Genomic DNA, 17833 nt, shown 5'->3' with positions numbered 1-17833 from the left:
GCGATCGAAATTTCAGCTAAAAGTTGTCGCTCACGGATTTGAGCCGATGGAGGCAACAGTGACGGACGACAGGCAGAAACGCATTCGCCAACGGGCCCACGCGATCTGGGAGCAGGCCGGCCGGCCCGACGGCGCGCACCAGCAGCACTGGGATGAGGCCACAGCCGAGATCGACGGTGAGGAGAGCAGGCCGAAAGCGAAGGTTCCCGCGACCGGAAAGGCCACCAAGCCGAAATCTGTCCGACCGCGCAAGAGTTCAGCAAGCTAACATAGCGGTTCGTAACACAGCGTTTCGGCCGCGGCACGAAAACTCTGTCCGTGCCGCGGCCGAAAGTGTGGAAATCGATCTCGGCTACTTGCCGCAGTGGTTGTCGTTGACGGTCGGTGAAACCGTGCCGGGAGCCTTGTTCATTACATCCGGCATCGCGCCCTGCGGGCCTATAGGGCAGTTACGATCGGCATTAGAATTCAAGTCGGCATTTGAATTCAAGTCATCAGGGCCCGCAATAATGCTACCCGATCGACGGCATTCGGCTCGGCGAGGTTCGGATCGACCGGGGCAGGGTCGGTGACGACGCTTCTGTCGCTGCCGGGACCCATGTCAGCGTCTGGGTCGCTGGTATTCTGGGCCATCGCAGAGGTGGCCAGACCGGCGGCGAGTACGGACGCTGCGAGAATCTTCGTGAGCATGATTTTTCTCCATTTGTCTCCATTTTCTCGGTTGTCGCTGCATTTGCGACTATAGAAAAAACCGCTCGGGGGTGGTGAAGGTTCCCATAAAATTCCAGCCTGCGACGAACCGTTCGTGATCATCAGAGCCATCCTGGCCAGGTATGGGGAACTCAAAAGCGTGCTGGCCACGAGCCGTTGACATGACCGCCATGTCACGGTATTGAACAGGATTATACAGGTCTACTGAACAGGTGTTCCATGACGCGTCGCACGGCTCTGTCGTCTCCCGGTACGGGCAAGCCCGGACGGATCGCCACCGTCCTCGAACACGAGATCCGCTCCGGCGTGCTCGGCTTCGGCGACCGCCTGCAGAGCGAGAATGAGCTCGTCCAGCGCTTTTCTGTCAGCCGCAACACCATCCGCAAGGGTCTCGAGGAACTGTCGAGCCGCGGGCTGATCACCACCAAAGTCGGCATCGGCTCGTTCGTCACCTTCGACGGCATGCCGGTCGACGACGCCGTCGGCTGGTCGCGGGCGCTGGCCAATGCCGGCGCCAATGCCGACACGCGCACGCTCAGGCTCGAAGTCATGCAGGATGCCGAGCTCGCTGCCAGGCTGGGCGTCGAAAGCCCGTTCTTCATCGCCGTTGACCGGGTGCGCAGCAACGCCGATGACGGCCACGCCATTTCGATCGAGCGCAGCCGCTTGCCGCTGTCGCCCGAGCTGGAGGACGTGCCGCTGCGCGGCCTGCGCGAGGGCTCGCTGCACCAGACGCTGCGAGGGGCGGGGCTCGTCCCCGATCACGGCGAGGAATGGGTCGATATCGAGATGCTGAGCGCCGAGGACGCGGCCATTCTCGATTGCGCGCCGGGCGCGACGTTCCTGCGCACGCGGCGGTTGACGCGCGCGGCCGATGGCCGCGCCATCGAATTTGTCACCAGCCTTCTCAATCCGGCGCATTTCGCACTTCACCTGGAGTTCTGAGTATGGACACGGCCGAGGCGATCGACCGGGCGATGGGTGCGCTTATCGGCGGTGCGCTGGGCGATGCGCTCGGCATGCCGACGCAGTTGCTGTCGCCGGCCCGCATTGCCGAGCTCTACGGTCGTGTCGAGGATTTCGTCGCGCCCGTCGCCGACCATCCAGTGTCGAAAGGCCTGGCCGCCGGCACTATTACTGACGACACCGAACAGGCGCTGCTGCTCGGCCGCATCCTGGTTGTTTCAGGCGATAGCTTCGACCACACGCGCTGGGTCAACGCGCTGCTCGACTGGGAGCGCGAGGTCAAGGCGCGCGGCAGCTACGATCTGCTCGGACCGTCGACCAAGCGCGCCATCGACGCCATCAATGGCGGCGTGCCGGCCGAGGAAGCGGGAAGTGGCGGCGACACCAATGGCGCCGCCATGCGCATCGCGCCGGTCGGCATCATGATGCCGCCGGAGCCGCTCGACGCGCTGGTCGCCAAGGTGGCGGAAACCTGCCGCGCCACGCACAACACCTCGATCGCCATTGCTTCAGCCGCAGCCGTCGCTGCCGCCGTCAGCCGCGGCGTTGCCGGCGGCGACTGGCGCGCCGCCGCAGATCGTGCCGTCGTGGCGGCCAAGCGCGGCGCAGAACTCGGTCACTGGATCACCGGCGGCGACATTGCCGCGCGGATCGACTGGGCGAGGAGCCTCGTTCGCGGCAAGGCTGTCACTGACGGCATCCGGCTGATCGTCGACCTGGTCGGCACCGGCGTCGCTAGCCAGGAATCGGTTCCGGCGGCCTTCGCGGTGCTGGAAATAGCCGGCGGCGATCCCTGGCTGGCGGCCGTCATCAGCGCCAATCTCGGCGGCGACACCGACACGATCGGCGCCATTGCCGCCGGCATGGCAGGCGCCTGCGCCGGCTTTTCCCGATTGCCGCAGGAACACATCAACCGGCTCAAAGGCCTCGACATTGCGCAGGTGCGCGCGCTCGCCGCCGACCTGGTCGCGGCGCGGATGGCGAAAAGCATTTCAGGCAAGGACGCGGCGGCATGAGCGGGCGTCTCGTCCATATCGGCAGCGCGGTGGTCGACTTTGTCTACCGCATCGACGCCTTGCCGGCGCCCGGCACCGAGAAAACCGCATCGAGCTTTGCCCAGGTCGCCGGCGGCGGCTTCAACATGATGGTCGCGGCCAGCCGCACTGGTATGAAAGTGGCGTTCGGCGGCCAACTCGGCAGCGGACCGAATGGCGACTTCCTGCGTGCCGCCCTCGCGGCGGAAGGCATCGCAACGCTGACCCCGGCATCCACCATGATGGACAGCGGCAATTGCGTCGCCATGATCAGCGGCGACGCCGAGCGCACCTTCGTGTCATGGCCTGGTGCCGAGAGTGTGCTCAGCCTCGGCATGATGGCGCCCATCCGGGTTGCGCCGGGGGATTGGGTGTTCGCCTCCGGCTACACGCTGAGCTATGTCGGCAGCCGCGATGCGCTGGCCGACTGGATCGAGGCGCTGCCGGCGGAAATTCCCTTCGTCTTCGATCCGACGCCTGTTATATCAGACATCCCGCGCACCATTCTCGACCGGGTGCTGGCGCGCACGAGCTGGCTGAGCTGCAACATCGTAGAAGCGGCCGAGATCGCCGGCGCCGGCGATGTCGAGGCTATTGCTGCCAGGCTTCTTTCCAATCACAGTCCGAGCGCCGAGGGGGTCGTCATACGCGCCGGGGCGAAAGGCTGCTTCGTGCGGTTGGCTGACGGCACCGCGCAGGCCGTGCCCGGTTTTAAGGTCGCCGCCGTCGATACCAACGGCGCCGGCGACACCCATATCGGCGCCTTCGTCAGCGCGCTTTCGCGCGGGGTGCCGCCCGTCGAAGCGGCGCGCTACGCCAATGCGGCGGCGGCGCTCTCGGTCACCCGCCATGGCGGGTCGTCGGCGCCGACCGACCAGGAGATCCAGACATTCCTCGGCCATTACGATCGACTGACGACCGTGCATAGCCGGAAGCAAGAGGCCCATTTCTGACAGCCTAAATGACGTAACAAGCCCCGCTAACCGGGCAAACAATGAGAGGAACGAACATGCGCATGTCCAAACTGACTGCTTTTCTGACGGCGACTGCCGTCTTCACCTCCGCGCTCACGCTGGCCGCCACTGCCGCCGAAGTGCATGTGCTCAACTGGAAGGGCTACGGGGCCGACGAGCCTTGGGCCATCGCGGCCTTCGAGAAGGCGACCGGCAACAAGGTCATCAACGACTTCTTCAATTCCGAACAGGAAATGCTGACCAAGCTGAGGACCAATCCCGGCCTCTACGACGTCGTCATGATCAACGCAGCCTTCAACGACCAGGCGATGGCGGAAAAGCTGATCCAGCCGATCGACGTCGCCAATATTCCCAATTACGCCGACATCAGCCCGGACAAGGCGGGATCGCCGATGCTAATTCGTGACGGCAAGGTCTATGGCGTGCCATGGGTGTGGGGCTTGACCGCGCTCGCCATCAACGAGAAGTCCTTCGAGACGCCGCCGACCAGCATCACCGAAATGTGGAACGAGGCCCATAAGGGCCGCGTGGTCATTCGCGACGACGCGGTCGAAGCGGTTCAGTTCGGCGCCATCACCACCGGCCAGAACATCAACGACATCAAGGACATGGAAGCCGTCAAGGCGAAGCTGACCTCGCTGATGCCGCAGATCAAGACATTCTGGAGCTCGGAGAACGATTGGAACCAGATGGTCGCCTCCAACCAGATCGACATCGGCACCTACTGGAGCGGTTCGGCCGACCGCGCCAAGACGCATTTCAAGCTGCCGGTCTCGCTGGTCATCCCAAGGGAAGGCGCCGTCGCCTGGCTCGACGCCTTTTCCATTCCGGTCGGCTCCAAGAATGTCGCCGGCGCCGAGGCGTTCATCAACTACATGATCGATCCCGGCTTCTACGTTGAATGGGTCACCAAGGTCGGCGCCCCGGTCTCGGCCAACACCAAGGCGGTTGCAGCGCTTCCCGAAGATGCATTTAACCGCAAGGTGATGGGCGATCCCGATGTCGCCAAGCGCATCCAGTTCCAGGCGCCCATCACCGATGCGCAGCGCGAGGCCTATCTGGCGCTGTGGCAAGAGCTCAAGGTCAACGTGAAGTAGCGGGCGGGCTTTCGGGGAGAGGCATATGGCGGAACACGTCGCGACCGGTTCGAGGAGCGGATTGCGATCGGCTTTGCCCCTGCTTCTGCCCGCTTATCTGTGGCTGACGGTGGCGATCTTCCTGCCGCTGTCGGCCATGGTCTTCTTCTCCTCCATGACCGAGCTGCCGCTGTCGGGGAAGGCGTGGTCGTTCACGCTGGAGAACTACGCCACCTTCTTCTCAGAGCGGCTGTATTTGACGCTGCTGCTGGCGTCGCTCAGGCTCGGGCTTGAGGTGACCCTGTGGTGCGTCGTCATCGGCTTTCCCGCAGCCTATGTGCTGGCCAAGGTGCTGAAAGGGCGCAGCCGCGAGGCGATCTTCCTGCTCGTCATCCTGCCGTTCTGGTCGAACGGGCTGGTGCGCATCTTCTCCTGGGCGATGGTGCTGCGCGAGGGCGGCATTCTCGACACCGCGCTCAACGCCGTGCTGCCGTTCAAGATCAACATCGACGTGATGTATTCGTATCCGGCCGTCGTCATCGGGCTGGTGCATTCCTACGTGCCCTACATGGTGCTGACCTGTTACCTCACGCTGCAGGCCATCGACGACTCGCTGATCGAGGCAGGGCGCTCGCTCGGCGCCTCAAGGCTGCAGATGCTGAGGCGGGTGATCATCCCGCTGTCCATGCCGGGGCTGGTGGCGGGCGCAGCGCTGATCTTCGTGCCCGTCGTCGGCTCCTTCATGGAGCCGCGTATCCTCGGCGGGCGCACCGGTACCTTCTACGGAACGGTCATCGAGGATCAGTTCGTCGCCGTCTTCAACTGGCCGCTGGGCGCAGCGCTGTCCTTCATCCTGCTGGCCGTCGTCCTGGTCATTCTTGCGCTGACATCGCCGGTGCTCAGGAGGGCCGCCTGATGGCGACGACCCGTATCCTCGAATGGCTTGGCCGGCTCTACATCTGGCTGCTGCTCGCCTTCCTCTATCTCCCGATCGTCATCATGGCGCTGATGTCGTTCAACGTCTCGCCCTTCTACCAATTGCCGTTCGAATGGACGACTGAATGGTACGCGTCGCTGTGGCAGAACGACCAGCTGATCTCCGCAACCTCGAACAGCATAGAGATCGCCGTCATCACCACCATCCTTTGCACAGCGCTCGGCACGGCGGCATCGCTGGCGTTCTATCGCTACGAATTTCGCGGCAAGAAATTCCTGCAAGCGCTGCTGTTTCCGCCGATCGCCATTCCGTGGCTGATCACCGGTACGGCGATGCTGATTTTCTTCTTCGGCGTCGGCATCGGGCGTGGTCTGTTCGCAATCCTGCTCGGCCATGTGGCGCTGGCGCTGCCCTATGTCATCGTCGTCGTCTCGGCACGGCTGCAGACCTTTGCGCCGGAACTGGAAGAGGCGGCGCGATCGCTCGGCGCCAACCAGTGGCAGGTGACTCGGCGCGTGACCTTGCCCTGGATCATGCCGGGCGTCATCGCCGGCGGGCTGTTCGCCTTTGCCGTATCGTTCGACCAGTTCGTGGTGTCCTACTTCCTGTCGACGCCGGGTCAGACAACCTTGCCGGTCGAGATCTACGCCGCGATCCGCAAGGGTTTCACGCCCGAGATCAACGCGGTCTCGACGATCATCATCGTCGTCTCGATGGCGCTGATGCTGCTTACGGCACGTTTCTTCAAATTCGGCGGAGAGAAATAATGGCCGGCGTTCAAGTATCGAATTTGTCGCGCAATTTCGGGGCGCACAAGGCACTGGATGACGTCTCCATCGATTTTGCCGACGGTGGTTTCTATGCACTGCTTGGGCCCTCGGGCAGCGGCAAGACCACGCTGCTGCGGCAAATCGCGGGCTTCGATTTCCCCGACTCGGGCCGCATCGCGATCGGCGGCGAGAGCGTCGAGCGGGTGCCGGTCGAGAGGCGGCGTATCGGCATGGTGTTTCAGAACTATGCGCTGTTTCCCAATATGAGCGTGGCCGACAATGTTGCCTTCGGCCTGTCGGTGCGTGGCGAGGCCAAGGCAACTATTGCAAGCGAGGTGCAGCGCGCGCTCGATCTGGTACAACTCAGCAAGCTCGGCGGCCGCCGGCCGCACCAGCTGTCCGGCGGTCAGCGTCAGCGGGTTGCGCTGGCCCGCGCCATCGTCACCAAGCCGCGTGTGCTTTTGCTCGACGAACCACTCGGCGCGCTCGACAAGGCGCTGCGGGTCGACATGCAGATCGAACTGAAGCGTATCCAGCGCGAGATCGGCATCACCACCATCTTCGTCACCCACGACCAGGAAGAAGCGCTCACGATGAGCGACCGCATCGGTATCCTGCGCGATGGCCGGCTGGTGCAGGAAGGGCCGCCGGAGGAGATCTACGACAGCCCGAAAAGCGAATTCGCCGCCACCTTCCTCGGCGATGCCAACATCTTTCGCGGCGAGACCACAGGCGTCGGTATCCGGCTGCCCGATGGCACGGCGATCGCCGCCCGGGCAGGGGCGACGCTTGCCGCCGGCGCCAAGGCCAGCTGCGCGGTGCGGCCCGAACGCATCCGCATCGCCATCGATTCCGGAAGCGCGGACCAGGCCAATGGCAATGTGCTCCGTGGCCAAGTTTCCAAGCGTATCTTCGCCGGCAACAACAGTACCTATTTCGTCGAACGCGACGGCCAGACGCTCAAGGTCATCGTGCAGAACACCGGCGCTGACAGGCTGGCGGCAGGCCAGGAGGTGCTGCTGCGCTGGTCGCCGAAGAGTACGGTGCTGATCGCCGCGAACTGATCTTGCCAGGCGGACTGCAATCAGTGAGAGCATGGTCGGGCATAGTCAGGAAAGCGGAACACCCGATGACGCTTGAATTGATGGCGGGCGATCAGTCGATGCTGCAGGGCGAGCACGGCCCGGCCGTGGCCGCAGCGATGAAGATCCTGGTCGCCTTTTCGAAGGCGGTCGGCGCGCGCAAGCTGCTGGATATTGCCGGTGCCCATATCGACGGCTGCCTCTATCACGGCCAGGCCGGTTTCGATTTCGTCGAGAGGCTGGTCGAGGGCGGTGGCAGCGTTCGGGTGCCCACCACATTGAACGTCGGTTCGTTCGACCTCATCCATCCCGGCCTGGTGAAGATGCCGGCCGCCGAAGAAGTGCCGGCGCGGCGGCTGATGAAGGCGCATCTGGAGCTCGGCTGTCAGGCGACCTTCACCTGCGCGCCCTATCAGACGCGGTTCCGGCCGGCTTTCGGCGAGCAGATCGCCTGGGGCGAGTCCAACGCCATCGTCTTTGCCAATTCGGTGATTGGAGCGCGGACCAATCGCTATGGTGATTTCATCGATTTGTGCTGCGCGATGACCGGGCGGGCGCCGGCCTGGGGGCTGCATTTAAGCGAAAACCGGCGCGGCCAGATCCTGTTCGAGCTGACCGGTTCTTTCGAGCCTACCGACGCCCTGTTCGTTGGCGTCGGGCTGATCATCGGGCAGGCGAGTCGCGACCGCATCCCGGTGATATCGGGCCTGCCGCAGCCGCGCGACGAGGACCAGCTGAAGGCGCTGGGTGCGGCGGCGGCAACGACGGGCGCGGTGGCACTGTTTCATGCGGTCGGCATCACGCCGGAAGCAAAGACGCTCGACGAGGCGTTTCGCGGCAAGGCGCCGGAGGAGACGATCCGGATCTCTCGCGCCGACATCGATCATGCTCTGGCCAGGCTGTCCAGCGTCCCCGACGGTGCGCCGCTTGTGGCCGTATCGCTCGGCACGCCGCATTTTTCCCATCACGAGTGGATGCGCCTGCTGCCGATGCTGCGCCATATCGCGCCGGGCAGGGGCATCCCGATCTATGTCAACACCGGGCGCGCGACGCTGACGCGGCTTAAGGACGAAGGCGAGCTGGAGAGTGTGAAGGCGTTCAACCTCATTCCAGTGACCGATACCTGCACCTATGTCACCACCATCATCGAGCGCCTCGACGGCGTGGTGATGACCAACTCCGGCAAATGGGCGCATTACGCCCCCGGCAATATCGGCGTCTCGGTGGCGTTCGGCGAGATGGAGGACTGCATCCGCTCGGCAGCGGTCGGGCACGTCGTGAGGGGTGCGCCATGAGTGAACAGGCAAGTCGAGCCCTGAAAGGTCGAGCCCTGAACAGAGTTGGCAGTTTCCAGCTTGCCGGCGAGGCACAAGGCTCGGCGCTGGTGCTGTCGCAAGCGCTCAGTTTCTGGGGCGGCCTGGACATCGAGACGGGCGACATCATCGACCGTTCGCATCCTGGTCTTGGCCAAAATGTCGCTGCCAAGATCCTGGTGATGGCTTCCGGGCGGGGATCTTCGTCCTCGTCCTCGGTTCTGGCCGAGGCGATCCGCAGGGGCACTGCGCCGGCCGGCATTATCCTGCAGCGGCCCGACCCGATTCTGGCCGTCGGCGCCATCGTCGCCGAGTTTCTCTACGATGTCAGCATGCCGCTGGTCGTCTGCGACATATCAGGCATTGTTTCCGGCGACCGGATCGCGATCGGCCTTGGCGAGGATGCGCAAGCGATCGTGAGCAGGATCCAGCCGGCCATCGGTCCCGCCGCGCCACGTCGCCAATAGGCCGCAGCCAGCGTCTCGTCGCGGCCGAGCCCCAGCGTGCCGCGCCAGTGTTCGCGAACGATCCTCGCGGCAGCCGCTTCCGCCGCGAACCCAGCCGAACGCCGAACCGTTTGCATGCGGAGGAGATCCCGGTCCTCCTCGTCCCGAAGACAACAGCCCGCACGGCATCGAGCTCAGATTACCCTGATCGCCGCAGCGCCACAGCCCCACTTGCTGGCGCGACCTCTCTTATCCCGGAACTTCCGTTCAGATCTCCGGGATGCTTTCCCTGAAGATCACCTGCAGCCTTGGCTGGTGCAGTTCGTAGGGCGAGCCCCTGACCGCATGGGTCAAGGTGTTGAGCGCTTCGCGGGCCTCGACGCGCGGGTTCTGGTCGATGACCGCGTCGAGCGTGCCGTCGAGCAAAAGATCCTTGGTGCCTTCCGTCACCTCGTGGCCGAGAAACACGGTCGACAGTGCGCGCCCACGCTCCTTAAGCGCGCGAGCGATGCCGGTGTTGCCGGCACCGACATTGTAGATCGCGGCCAGGTCCGGATGCCGGTCCAGCAGGGCGGAGGCCTCCGCATAGGCCTTTTCCCGGTCGTCCAGCATCTCGCGCATCTCGACGATCTGCAGATTGGGCGATTCTTCCGTGAGGATGTGGCGGAACCCCATCTCGCGTTCCTCATGGCCGCGATAGGAGAGCGAGCCGGCGAACAGTGCGACCTTGCCCGGACGATCAGCGCCCATGAAGCGATTGAGCAAATAGCCGGCGAGGCGCCCGGCGGCGCGGTTGTCGATGCCGATATAGGCGATCCTCGGCACATGCAGGATGTCGGACGCGATGGTGACGACCTTGACGCCGCTGGCCGACAGCGAGCGGATTGTCTCACGGACGGTCGGATGGTCGAGCGCAATGACGCCGACACCTTGCGTCTGGCCGCGCAATTCCTGCAGCAGGCGGGCAAGTCGGTCGGGATTGAAGCCTTCGATCGTGGCGACGCGCACGTCGAGGTCCGGCCGCGACTGCGCCTGCGCCTCGATATGCCGGTGCAGCATCTTGATGAAGGAATTGGTGCCGGCGGGCAGAGCGAAATCGAGCCGTATGACATCGCCGCGCAGCGCATTGCGCGGGGTTGGGCTGTTCGAATTTTCCGCGATGTAGCCAAGCCGCTGCGCCGTTTCGAGTACGACTTCGCGGGTGCGCGCCCTGACCCCGGCGCGGTTGTTGAGCACACGATCGACCGTGGCGGCTGAAACGCCGGCTTCCCGGGCTATGTCTGTCAGGGTGGACCGCATAGTCGATCACCTTACTGCTAGTGCGCTACAGGCGCATCAAAACCGCGGATTAACGGATGTACGTCGGACGACGACTTCATTGCCATCCGCGATTCTGATGGGAAATGATGTATCCGGCCTTAGCCGATGCGCAAGCCGGCGCGCTACACCAAATCGTCGAGCCGGATCGAAAAGGGTAGGCGCGGCGCACGGTTCCCTCAAATTCAAGCACCAGGTACCGTAGAGTGACCTCGTTGGACTGCATTCTCTCCCCTCATTTGCGATGTTATGACGTGTTCTGAGTATCTATGATGTTGACAGCCTTCCCATAGTGTCGTCAATATCCATCATGAGGGCCGTGGAGGAACAAGGCCCCGAGGGAGAACTTCCAATGTCTGATATGATCGGCATGTCGCGGCGCCGTTTGCTGGCGTCCGGTGGAAAGGCGGCAGTGCTTGTTGCCGCCGCAGGTATCGCACCGAAATTCATTCGTCCCAGCCGCGCCTATGCGGCCGATGCGCTCGCGCCGGGCATGATCGGCGGCCCGACGGGCTTCGACGGCTCAGAGCGTTATCAGTATGGGCCTGATACGCCGGAAGGCCGCGCCATCGAGGCGGCAAAGGCGATGAAGGGCGCCGGCAAGGCGCCTGCCAAAATCGTGCTCGGCCTGTCCGACGGCTCGATCGGCCAGTTGACGCAGCCATTTCCTGCCGGCGCGCCCTCGATCAAGGACCTGTGGGAGAAGGAAACCGGCATTCCGCTCGAGATCGTCGGCGTGCCGAATGGCCAGGAGTTCACCAAGACAATGCAGGACATCTCCACCAAGGGTGGGGCCTATGATATCTACGCGGTGGAATGGAACCGTCTTGGCGATCTCGCCGAAACCGGCGGCATCCTGAAGCTCGACGACTTCGTCGCCCAGTACAAGCCGGAATGGGACGATCCCGAGCGCGGCTATGTCAACGGCGCCAAGGGCGTCTCGCTGCTCAACCAGTATCGCGGCTCGACCTATGGCGTGTCGCTGGATGGCGATTTCCAGACCTGGGTCTACCGCACCGATCTGTTCGGCGACGCGGCCGAAAAGAAAGCCTTCTCCGACAAGCATGGCTACGAATTGGCGCCGCCGAAGACCTGGAAGCAGCATGACGAGATCGCGGCCTTCTTCCAGCGCCCGGACAAGGGCCTGTTCGGCTCAACGGATCTGCGCAACCAGGGCTGGGGCTATACCAATTGGTATCAGCGTTATGTCTCAATGGCTTCGCCCAATCAGTTCCTGTTCGACGACACCGGCAAGCCGCTGATCAATTCGGAGCAAGGCATCGCTGCGACCAACGAGTACATCGCCTCGCTGGCCCATCATTCGCCGGACACGATCTCCTGGGGCTGGCCGGAGCAGTACGGCAATTTCGCCAAGGGCGGCGCCGCCATGACCTGCGCCTTCTCCAACCTGCCGAAATTCCTCGACAATGCCGGCAACAAGGATTCGCAGGTCACCGGCAAGATCGGCTCGATGCTGCCGCCCGGCCGCGAGATCGACGGGAAGCTGATCAGCCGTTCGGTGCTGTGGCTGAACCTCTCGGCTTCGGTCTCCTCGCAGGCCAAGAATCCGGAGGCCTGTTACCTGTTCCTGCAGTGGTTGGGATCGAGCCGGATCTATGCCTGGATGACCGCCAATCCCGGCGGCTATTTCGATCCGTTCCGACTGTCGGATTTCTCCGACCCGCTCGTCCGCCAAACCTATCACGCCTACCACATGGATGTGGTGCGCGAGACGGTCGCCCGCACCGTGCCGACCATCAACTATCCCGGCGCCACCGCCTTCCACAATGCGCTGGACGAGAACCTCGTCGCAGCACTTACCAAGGCCAAGACCGCCGAGCAGGCGATGGCCGACACCGAGGTCGAATGGAAGAAGATCGCCCGCCGCACCGGCGAGGAGAAGCTTCTCGAAGCCATCAAGACCAACAAGGAAGCCTGGCCTACTGTTCTCGATCCGGTCAGCTGATCCTGCTCCCTGAATCCGAATGGAGGGGAGGATTGATTGCTCTTCCCCTCTGCAAACGATGACCCCAGCAAAGCTGCAAGATGAAGCGTTCCGTTCCTTTCGAAATATTCCGCTATGCGGCGATCCTTGCGGCCATGGCGGTGACGCTGGTGCCGATCCTGTGGATGGTGTCGATGGCCTTCAAGCCGATCGCCGAATGGTCGGCGACCGGCGCCCACCTGACCTGGTGGCCGAAGAACCCGACGCTCAGCAATTTCCGGTTCGTCTTCGGGGAATCGACCAACAATCTGATCGTCGCGCTCGACCGCACCGCGCTGAAACCGATCCTGTCGTCGCTGCTGTCGGCCACGTTCGGCACGGCAATCGCCATGTCGGCCGGCACGGCAGCCGCCTACGGACTGTCGCGCTTCGGCTCGGGCCAGAATCTGCCGCTGGCGCTGATCCAGCTTCGCCTGTTTCCGCCGATGGCGGTGATGACCCCGGTCATGATCATGTGGGCTTTCCTCAACTTCACCGACAGCTGGTGGGGACTGTCGCTGATCTACGGCATCGTCACGCTGCCTTTCGCCTTCTGGCTGATGAAGACCTTCTTCGACGACATGCCGCGCGAGATCGAGGAAGCGGCGCTGGTTGAGGGCTGTTCGCGGTGGCGCGTCTTCACCCGCATCACGCTGCCGATGATGCGCGCACCGCTGGCCAGCGCCGCGCTGTTCGTCTTCATTCTCAACTGGTCGGACTATCTGATCGCGCTGCTTCTGACGACGCGCGAATGGGTGACGGTCCCCGTCTACATGGCCTCGCTGTCCTCCTCGATGACGGGACAGCTCTACGGCGCCAAAGCGGCGCTCGGTCTCATCGCCGCAGTGCCGCCTGTGATCATGGGCGTCGCCATCCAGCGCCATCTGGTGCGCGGGCTGACCTTTGGGGCGCTCAAGCAATGAGCGCGGTGACTGCGACGATTTCGGAGGACGTGATGAAGGCCGTCCAGGCAAAGCCGGCCTTGCGGGACGAAGGGGCAAAGCTCGGCTTCCGGCTGACGCTGCCGGCGCAGATCCTGGTGCTGTTCATCGCCGTCTTCCCGCTGCTCATGCAGCTCTATATTAGCCTGACCGACTGGTCGCCGCTGTCCGGCCTCGGCTGGTGGAACGCCTGGTCGCTGTGGAACAATTTCGCCAACTACACCGACCTTGCCGCCGACGCGCGCTTCTGGAGCGCGCTGAAGCGCACGGCCATCGTCATGATCATCTGCGTGCCTGCGGAATTCCTGCTCGGCCTCGCGCTCGCCACGCTGTTTGCCGACGAGTTTCTGGGCAGGCGGGTATTCTATTCGATCCTGCTGATGCCGATGATGGTGGTGCCGGCGGTGGCCGGCTACATGTTCTTCATGCTGTTCCAGTCGGGCGGCCCGGTCAACGACATCCTGTCGGCGCTATCAGGCTTTCCCGTCACGATCGCCTGGCTTTCGGACCCGACGCTGGCGCTCATCGCCGTCATGATCGCCGACATCTGGCAGTGGACACCACTGATGTTCCTCATCCTGCTTGCCGGCCTGGTCGGCGTGCCCGAGGACCAGATCAAGGCGGCGACGCTGCTCGGGGCCAATTCCTGGCAGCGCTTCGTCACCATCGTGCTGCCGAAGATGAAGACGATCATCATCATCGCGCTGGCGATCCGGGTGATCGAGAACTTCAAGATATTCGACACGCTCTACATCATGACCGGCGGCGGTCCCGGCGTCGCAACCGAGACGATCTCCGTCTACATCTACAAGCTCACCACCCAGGACCTGATCTGGGGCTATGTCGCGGCGATCGCGCTGGCCATCCTGATCGTGCTGTCCATCGCAGCGGTATTTGCCATGAAGCGCATGGCGCGGGCGCGGGAGGTGCTGGCATGAGCGCCATCCATCTGCAGAATCTGGTCAAGAAGTTCGGCGACTTCACCGCGCTGAAGACGATGGATCTGGCAATCGCCGACGGCGAGTTCATGGCGCTGCTCGGGCCGTCAGGCTGCGGCAAGTCGACGACCATGAACATGATCGCCGGCATGGAGGAGCCGACCAGCGGGAAGATCCTGTTCGGCGAGCGCGACATGACCGGCGTGCCGATGGGACGGCGCGGCGTCGGCTTCGTCTTCCAGAACTACGCGATCTTCACCCATATGAGCGTGCGGCAGAACCTCGCCTACGGCCCGAAAATGCGCGGCGCGCCAAAGGCCGAGATCGACCGTCGCGTCGGAGCCATTGCCGAGATGCTGCAATTGACGCCGCTGCTCGACCGCAAGGCCGACAGGCTGTCGGTCAACATATTGCAGCGCGTGGCGATCGGCCGTTCGGCGATCATGGAGCCGGCGATCTTCCTGCTCGACGAGCCGCTGTCCAATGTCGATGCGGCCTTCCGGGCGGTGATGCGGACCGAACTGAAGCAGTTGCAGCGGCAGTTCCGGCAAACCATGGTCTATGTCACCCACGACCAGCTCGAAGCGATGACCATGGCCGACCGCATCACGGTGATGGACCACGGCGTGCTGCAGCAGGTCGGCACGCCGCTCGAGGTCTACAACGATCCGGCCAATGTCTTCGTCGCCCGCTTCATCGGTGCGCCGGGGATGAACCTGCTCAGAGGCAGGCCGGCGGAAAGCGACCGTGGGCTGGTCGTTGATCTCGGGCCGCTCGGAGTCACGCCGCCGCTGCCGGTCGAAATTACCGCCGCTGTGCGGGGCGTGCGGGGTGAGGTGCTCTACGGCTTCCGACCGGAGCAGGTGACATTGGCCGAAAGCGGCCGCGGCCTGTCGATGCCGGTGAATTTCGTCGAGCGGATCGGCGCGCGTACCATTATCCATCTCGGCGACGGCGAGGCTGCGGTGAAGGCGGTGCTCGACAATGATGTGGCACTGTCGGTCGGGCAAACAGCTGTGATCGCACCGGCCGCGCAGTCGGTACGCGTCTTCGACGCCGCCACCGGCCTTGCCATGAAAGCGGGCTGAGACCATGGCCGATATCGTTTTCCGCAATGTGACGAAACGCTATGGCGCCACGATCGCCGTCGACGATGCCTCGTTCACGGTCAACGACAATGAGTTCTTCTGCTTCTTCGGTCCGCCGCTGTCGGGCAAGTCGACGATGCTGCGTCTGGTGCTCGGCTTGGAAACGCCTGACTCAGGCGAGATCCTGATCGGCGGCAGTCCAGTCAATACAATGTCGCCAGCCGAGCGCAACGTCGCCATGGTGTTCCAGAACCTAGCGCTGTTTCCGCATATGAGCGCGCGCGACAATGTTCGCTTCCCCTTGGTCGAACACCGGGTCGCCGAGGCCGAAATCGAAAAGCGTGTCGCCGACGTCGCGGCCAAGCTGCATATCGGCCACATCCTGCACAAGCCGCCGGCGCAGCTTTCCGGTGGCGAGCGGCAGCGCGTTGCGATCGCCCGCGCGCTGGTGCGCGATCCCAATGCCTATCTGATGGACGATCCGATCTCGGCGCTCGACGCCAGGCTGCGCGAGGAGACGCGCGTCGAGTTGAAGCGCATCCAGCGCGAGCTCGGCAAGACGCTGATCTATGTCACCCACGACCAGGAAGAGGCGATGTCGGTTGCCGACCGCATCGCCATCCTGGAGAACGGCAGGATCAGACAGATCGGCGCGCCGGCCGAGATCTATGACCGGCCGGCGAGCACTTATGTGGCGCGGCTGCTCGGTTCGCCGATGATGAATATCTTGAAGTCGCTGCGCGGCGAGGGCGGCGTCGAGGCGGCTGAAGGCGCGATCCGTATCGCGGACAAGGCTGCTCCGGCCGATGCCGTCGAGATCGGGGTCAGGCCGGAAGACATCAAGGTGCGGCCCTGGTCGGATGGGGAAATATCGGAGGGTGGAGTCTCAGACGGGCGCGCGGGCCGCCCGGCGCGAGTGTTCGAGGTCGAGCCGCTCGGCGGCTATACCGTGGTGACACTCGCTGCCGGGCAGGCGCGCCTCAGGGCATTGCTGCGCGGCCAGCCGGATATCAGGCCGGACGCGATGGTGGCGATATCCTGCGAGCCCGGCCGCGTGCATTATTTCGGGCAAAGCGGGGCAGCGCTGGGACGATGACAGCGGTCGCAAGAAACGAGCTTCGGGAGAAAGACATTGACGAGCAAAGACTTCGAGCCGGACGTTAAAGTCCGCACCAGGGAGTACAAAATCGGCTGTGTCGGCGCCGGCATGATCATGGCCGAATGCCATCTTGCCGCCTACAAGGACGCCGGCTTTCCGGTGGTGGCGATCGCCTCGCGGACCAAGGCCAGTGCCGAGAAGGTCGCCAAGCGCTGGGAGATCCCGACCGTCCACGACACGCCGGAACAATTGATCGAGGACGAAAACGTCGAGATCATCGACCTTGCCTTTCCGCCGGACCAGCAGCCGGCGCTGATCCGCCATGCGCTGAAGCAGAAGCACATCAAGGCGGTCCTGGCGCAGAAGCCGCTGGCGCTGTCGCTCAAGGATGCGATCGAGTTGCGCGACGAGGCGGCCAAGGCCGGCAAGATCCTCTCGGTCAACCAGAACATGCGCTACGATCAGTCGATGCGCGTGCTGAAGCAGATCATGGACAGCGGCGCGCTCGGTGACATCGTCTTCGCCCAGATCGACATGCATGCGATCCCCCACTGGCAGACCTTCCTCGAGGACTACGACCGGCTGACGCTTGCCAATATGAGCGTCCACCATCTCGACGTGCTGCGTTTTCTGTTCGGCGATCCCGACGAGATCACGACGCTGACCCGCAAAGATCCGCGCACGCGCTTCGACCATTCGGACGGCATCACTGTTTCGACGCTGCGGTTCCCGTCCGGCGTGCTCGCCGTTTCGCTGGAGGATGTCTGGTCCGGTCCGCGCCAGGAGGGCTACAAGGACGACCAGCACATCAACTGGCGCGTCGAGGGCACAAAGGGCGTCGCCAAGGGCACGATCGGCTGGCCGACGGGCGCTGCCTCGACGCTGACCTATGCTTCGACCGAGACCACCGGGGGCGAATGGATGACGCCCAACTGGGACACGATGTGGTTCCCGCATGCCTTCATCGGCGTGATGGAGCAGCTCCAGCACGCGGTGAAGACCGGCACGCCGCCGGCGCTGTCCGTCGCCGACAACGTCAAGACCATGGCGCTGATCGAAGCCGGCTATCGCTCGATCGACGAGGGCCGCACGGTCAAGCTTTCCGAAATCTCGACAAACTCAATCAACTGAATCGCCTACAGGGAGGACTTCACATC

18 protein-coding genes are annotated in these 17833 nt (G+C 63.7%); 16 read left to right on the top strand and 2 right to left on the bottom strand.

All coding sequences use genetic code 11. From position 1 onward, the window contains the following. Positions 1-58 precede the first annotated feature (58 nt). The gene (locus CIT31_RS11950) at positions 59-268 is read left to right on the top strand and encodes a DUF2934 domain-containing protein (RefSeq protein WP_095519337.1); all 210 of its coding nucleotides are present in this window, start codon (positions 59-61) and stop codon (positions 266-268) included. A gap of 218 nt (positions 269-486) precedes the next feature. Here the strand turns inward: CIT31_RS11950 and CIT31_RS35060 are convergent, their stop codons facing one another. Continuing rightward, entirely contained in the window at positions 487-813 is a 327-nt protein-coding gene (locus CIT31_RS35060) for a hypothetical protein (protein ID WP_245316184.1), read from the bottom strand. Between the two features lie 117 nt (positions 814-930). Between CIT31_RS35060 and CIT31_RS11940 the strand changes: the two genes are divergently transcribed. The 9 genes from CIT31_RS11940 to CIT31_RS11900 all read left to right on the top strand — a co-directional run bounded on the left by CIT31_RS11940 (position 931) and on the right by CIT31_RS11900 (position 9330). Beyond that, complete coding sequence (locus CIT31_RS11940; protein ID WP_095518751.1) at positions 931-1656, top strand: GntR family transcriptional regulator; 726 nt, start codon at positions 931-933, stop codon at positions 1654-1656. Between the two features lie 2 nt (positions 1657-1658). Then, positions 1659-2693: an ADP-ribosylglycohydrolase family protein gene (locus tag CIT31_RS11935; RefSeq protein ID WP_165778415.1), complete on the top strand. Its 1035-nt coding sequence runs from the start codon at positions 1659-1661 to the stop codon at positions 2691-2693. After that, entirely contained in the window at positions 2690-3664 is a 975-nt protein-coding gene (locus CIT31_RS11930) for a PfkB family carbohydrate kinase (RefSeq protein ID WP_095518750.1), read from the top strand. Before CIT31_RS11935 ends, CIT31_RS11930 begins: the two co-directional genes overlap by 4 nt. A gap of 56 nt (positions 3665-3720) precedes the next feature. Then, positions 3721-4782, top strand: a complete 1062-nt coding sequence (locus CIT31_RS11925; RefSeq protein ID WP_095518749.1) for an ABC transporter substrate-binding protein — start codon at positions 3721-3723, stop codon at positions 4780-4782. A gap of 25 nt (positions 4783-4807) precedes the next feature. Next, complete coding sequence (locus tag CIT31_RS11920; RefSeq protein ID WP_095518748.1) at positions 4808-5677, top strand: ABC transporter permease; 870 nt, start codon at positions 4808-4810, stop codon at positions 5675-5677. After that, positions 5677-6465 (top strand): ABC transporter permease, encoded by a 789-nt coding sequence (locus tag CIT31_RS11915; protein ID WP_095518747.1) that lies wholly within the window; start codon positions 5677-5679, stop codon positions 6463-6465. Before CIT31_RS11920 ends, CIT31_RS11915 begins: the two co-directional genes overlap by 1 nt. After that, on the top strand, positions 6465-7532 hold the full coding sequence (locus CIT31_RS11910) for an ABC transporter ATP-binding protein (protein ID WP_095518746.1): 1068 nt from the start codon (positions 6465-6467) through the stop codon (positions 7530-7532). Before CIT31_RS11915 ends, CIT31_RS11910 begins: the two co-directional genes overlap by 1 nt. Positions 7533-7597: 65 nt before the next feature. Further along, the gene (locus tag CIT31_RS11905; RefSeq protein ID WP_095518745.1) at positions 7598-8845 is read left to right on the top strand and encodes an aconitase X; all 1248 of its coding nucleotides are present in this window, start codon (positions 7598-7600) and stop codon (positions 8843-8845) included. After that, positions 8842-9330, top strand: coding sequence for an aconitase X swivel domain-containing protein (locus tag CIT31_RS11900; RefSeq protein WP_095518744.1), 489 nt, complete (start codon positions 8842-8844; stop codon positions 9328-9330). Before CIT31_RS11905 ends, CIT31_RS11900 begins: the two co-directional genes overlap by 4 nt. 246 nt (positions 9331-9576) lie before the next feature. On the opposite strand, the gene CIT31_RS11890 is transcribed toward CIT31_RS11900, so the two are convergent. Then, the gene (locus tag CIT31_RS11890) at positions 9577-10608 is read right to left on the bottom strand and encodes a LacI family DNA-binding transcriptional regulator (protein WP_095518743.1); all 1032 of its coding nucleotides are present in this window, start codon (positions 10606-10608) and stop codon (positions 9577-9579) included. A 370-nt stretch (positions 10609-10978) separates the two neighbouring features. On the opposite strand from CIT31_RS11890, the gene CIT31_RS11885 reads away from it, so the two are divergent. From CIT31_RS11885 to CIT31_RS11860, 6 genes are all read left to right on the top strand, one after another. Then, a complete protein-coding gene (locus CIT31_RS11885) occupies positions 10979-12592 on the top strand; it encodes an extracellular solute-binding protein (protein WP_095518742.1) in 1614 nt (537 codons plus the stop codon). Between the two features lie 80 nt (positions 12593-12672). Further along, on the top strand, positions 12673-13533 hold the full coding sequence (locus tag CIT31_RS11880) for a carbohydrate ABC transporter permease (protein ID WP_095518741.1): 861 nt from the start codon (positions 12673-12675) through the stop codon (positions 13531-13533). Further along, positions 13530-14489 (top strand): carbohydrate ABC transporter permease, encoded by a 960-nt coding sequence (locus CIT31_RS11875; protein ID WP_095518740.1) that lies wholly within the window; start codon positions 13530-13532, stop codon positions 14487-14489. Before CIT31_RS11880 ends, CIT31_RS11875 begins: the two co-directional genes overlap by 4 nt. Further along, entirely contained in the window at positions 14486-15577 is a 1092-nt protein-coding gene (locus CIT31_RS11870; protein WP_095518739.1) for an ABC transporter ATP-binding protein, read from the top strand. The genes CIT31_RS11875 and CIT31_RS11870 overlap by 4 nt, the downstream gene beginning before the upstream one ends. 4 nt (positions 15578-15581) lie before the next feature. Further along, positions 15582-16673, top strand: coding sequence for an ABC transporter ATP-binding protein (locus CIT31_RS11865; RefSeq protein ID WP_095518738.1), 1092 nt, complete (start codon positions 15582-15584; stop codon positions 16671-16673). 36 nt (positions 16674-16709) lie between these two features. Next, positions 16710-17807: a Gfo/Idh/MocA family protein gene (locus CIT31_RS11860; RefSeq protein ID WP_095518737.1), complete on the top strand. Its 1098-nt coding sequence runs from the start codon at positions 16710-16712 to the stop codon at positions 17805-17807. The last annotated feature ends 26 nt before the right edge of the window (positions 17808-17833 follow it).

This window comes from Mesorhizobium wenxiniae (assembly GCF_002284535.1).
Taxonomy (GTDB): domain Bacteria; phylum Pseudomonadota; class Alphaproteobacteria; order Rhizobiales; family Rhizobiaceae; genus Mesorhizobium; species Mesorhizobium wenxiniae.
The sequence above is the reverse complement of the archived record's forward strand: the minus strand, read 5'-3'. Positions and strand labels throughout refer to the sequence as shown.

What these genes read in the sequence shown, in the direction of transcription:
- CIT31_RS11900 (WP_095518744.1), top strand. Translation starts at nt 8,842, where the DNA reads ATGAGTGAACAGGCAAGTCGAGCCCTGAAAGGTCGAGCCCTGAACAGA.
- CIT31_RS11910 (WP_095518746.1), top strand. Translation starts at nt 6,465, where the DNA reads ATGGCCGGCGTTCAAGTATCGAATTTGTCGCGCAATTTCGGGGCGCAC.
- CIT31_RS11890 (WP_095518743.1), bottom strand. Translation starts at nt 10,608, where the DNA reads ATGCGGTCCACCCTGACAGACATAGCCCGGGAAGCCGGCGTTTCAGCC.
- CIT31_RS11885 (WP_095518742.1), top strand. Translation starts at nt 10,979, where the DNA reads ATGTCTGATATGATCGGCATGTCGCGGCGCCGTTTGCTGGCGTCCGGT.
- CIT31_RS11930 (WP_095518750.1), top strand. Translation starts at nt 2,690, where the DNA reads ATGAGCGGGCGTCTCGTCCATATCGGCAGCGCGGTGGTCGACTTTGTC.
- CIT31_RS11875 (WP_095518740.1), top strand. Translation starts at nt 13,530, where the DNA reads ATGAGCGCGGTGACTGCGACGATTTCGGAGGACGTGATGAAGGCCGTC.
- CIT31_RS11935 (WP_165778415.1), top strand. Translation starts at nt 1,659, where the DNA reads ATGGACACGGCCGAGGCGATCGACCGGGCGATGGGTGCGCTTATCGGC.
- CIT31_RS11880 (WP_095518741.1), top strand. Translation starts at nt 12,673, where the DNA reads ATGAAGCGTTCCGTTCCTTTCGAAATATTCCGCTATGCGGCGATCCTT.
- CIT31_RS11905 (WP_095518745.1), top strand. Translation starts at nt 7,598, where the DNA reads ATGACGCTTGAATTGATGGCGGGCGATCAGTCGATGCTGCAGGGCGAG.
- CIT31_RS11915 (WP_095518747.1), top strand. Translation starts at nt 5,677, where the DNA reads ATGGCGACGACCCGTATCCTCGAATGGCTTGGCCGGCTCTACATCTGG.
- CIT31_RS11865 (WP_095518738.1), top strand. Translation starts at nt 15,582, where the DNA reads ATGGCCGATATCGTTTTCCGCAATGTGACGAAACGCTATGGCGCCACG.
- CIT31_RS11870 (WP_095518739.1), top strand. Translation starts at nt 14,486, where the DNA reads ATGAGCGCCATCCATCTGCAGAATCTGGTCAAGAAGTTCGGCGACTTC.
- CIT31_RS11940 (WP_095518751.1), top strand. Translation starts at nt 931, where the DNA reads ATGACGCGTCGCACGGCTCTGTCGTCTCCCGGTACGGGCAAGCCCGGA.
- CIT31_RS11925 (WP_095518749.1), top strand. Translation starts at nt 3,721, where the DNA reads ATGCGCATGTCCAAACTGACTGCTTTTCTGACGGCGACTGCCGTCTTC.
- CIT31_RS35060 (WP_245316184.1), bottom strand. Translation starts at nt 813, where the DNA reads ATGATCACGAACGGTTCGTCGCAGGCTGGAATTTTATGGGAACCTTCA.
- CIT31_RS11920 (WP_095518748.1), top strand. Translation starts at nt 4,808, where the DNA reads ATGGCGGAACACGTCGCGACCGGTTCGAGGAGCGGATTGCGATCGGCT.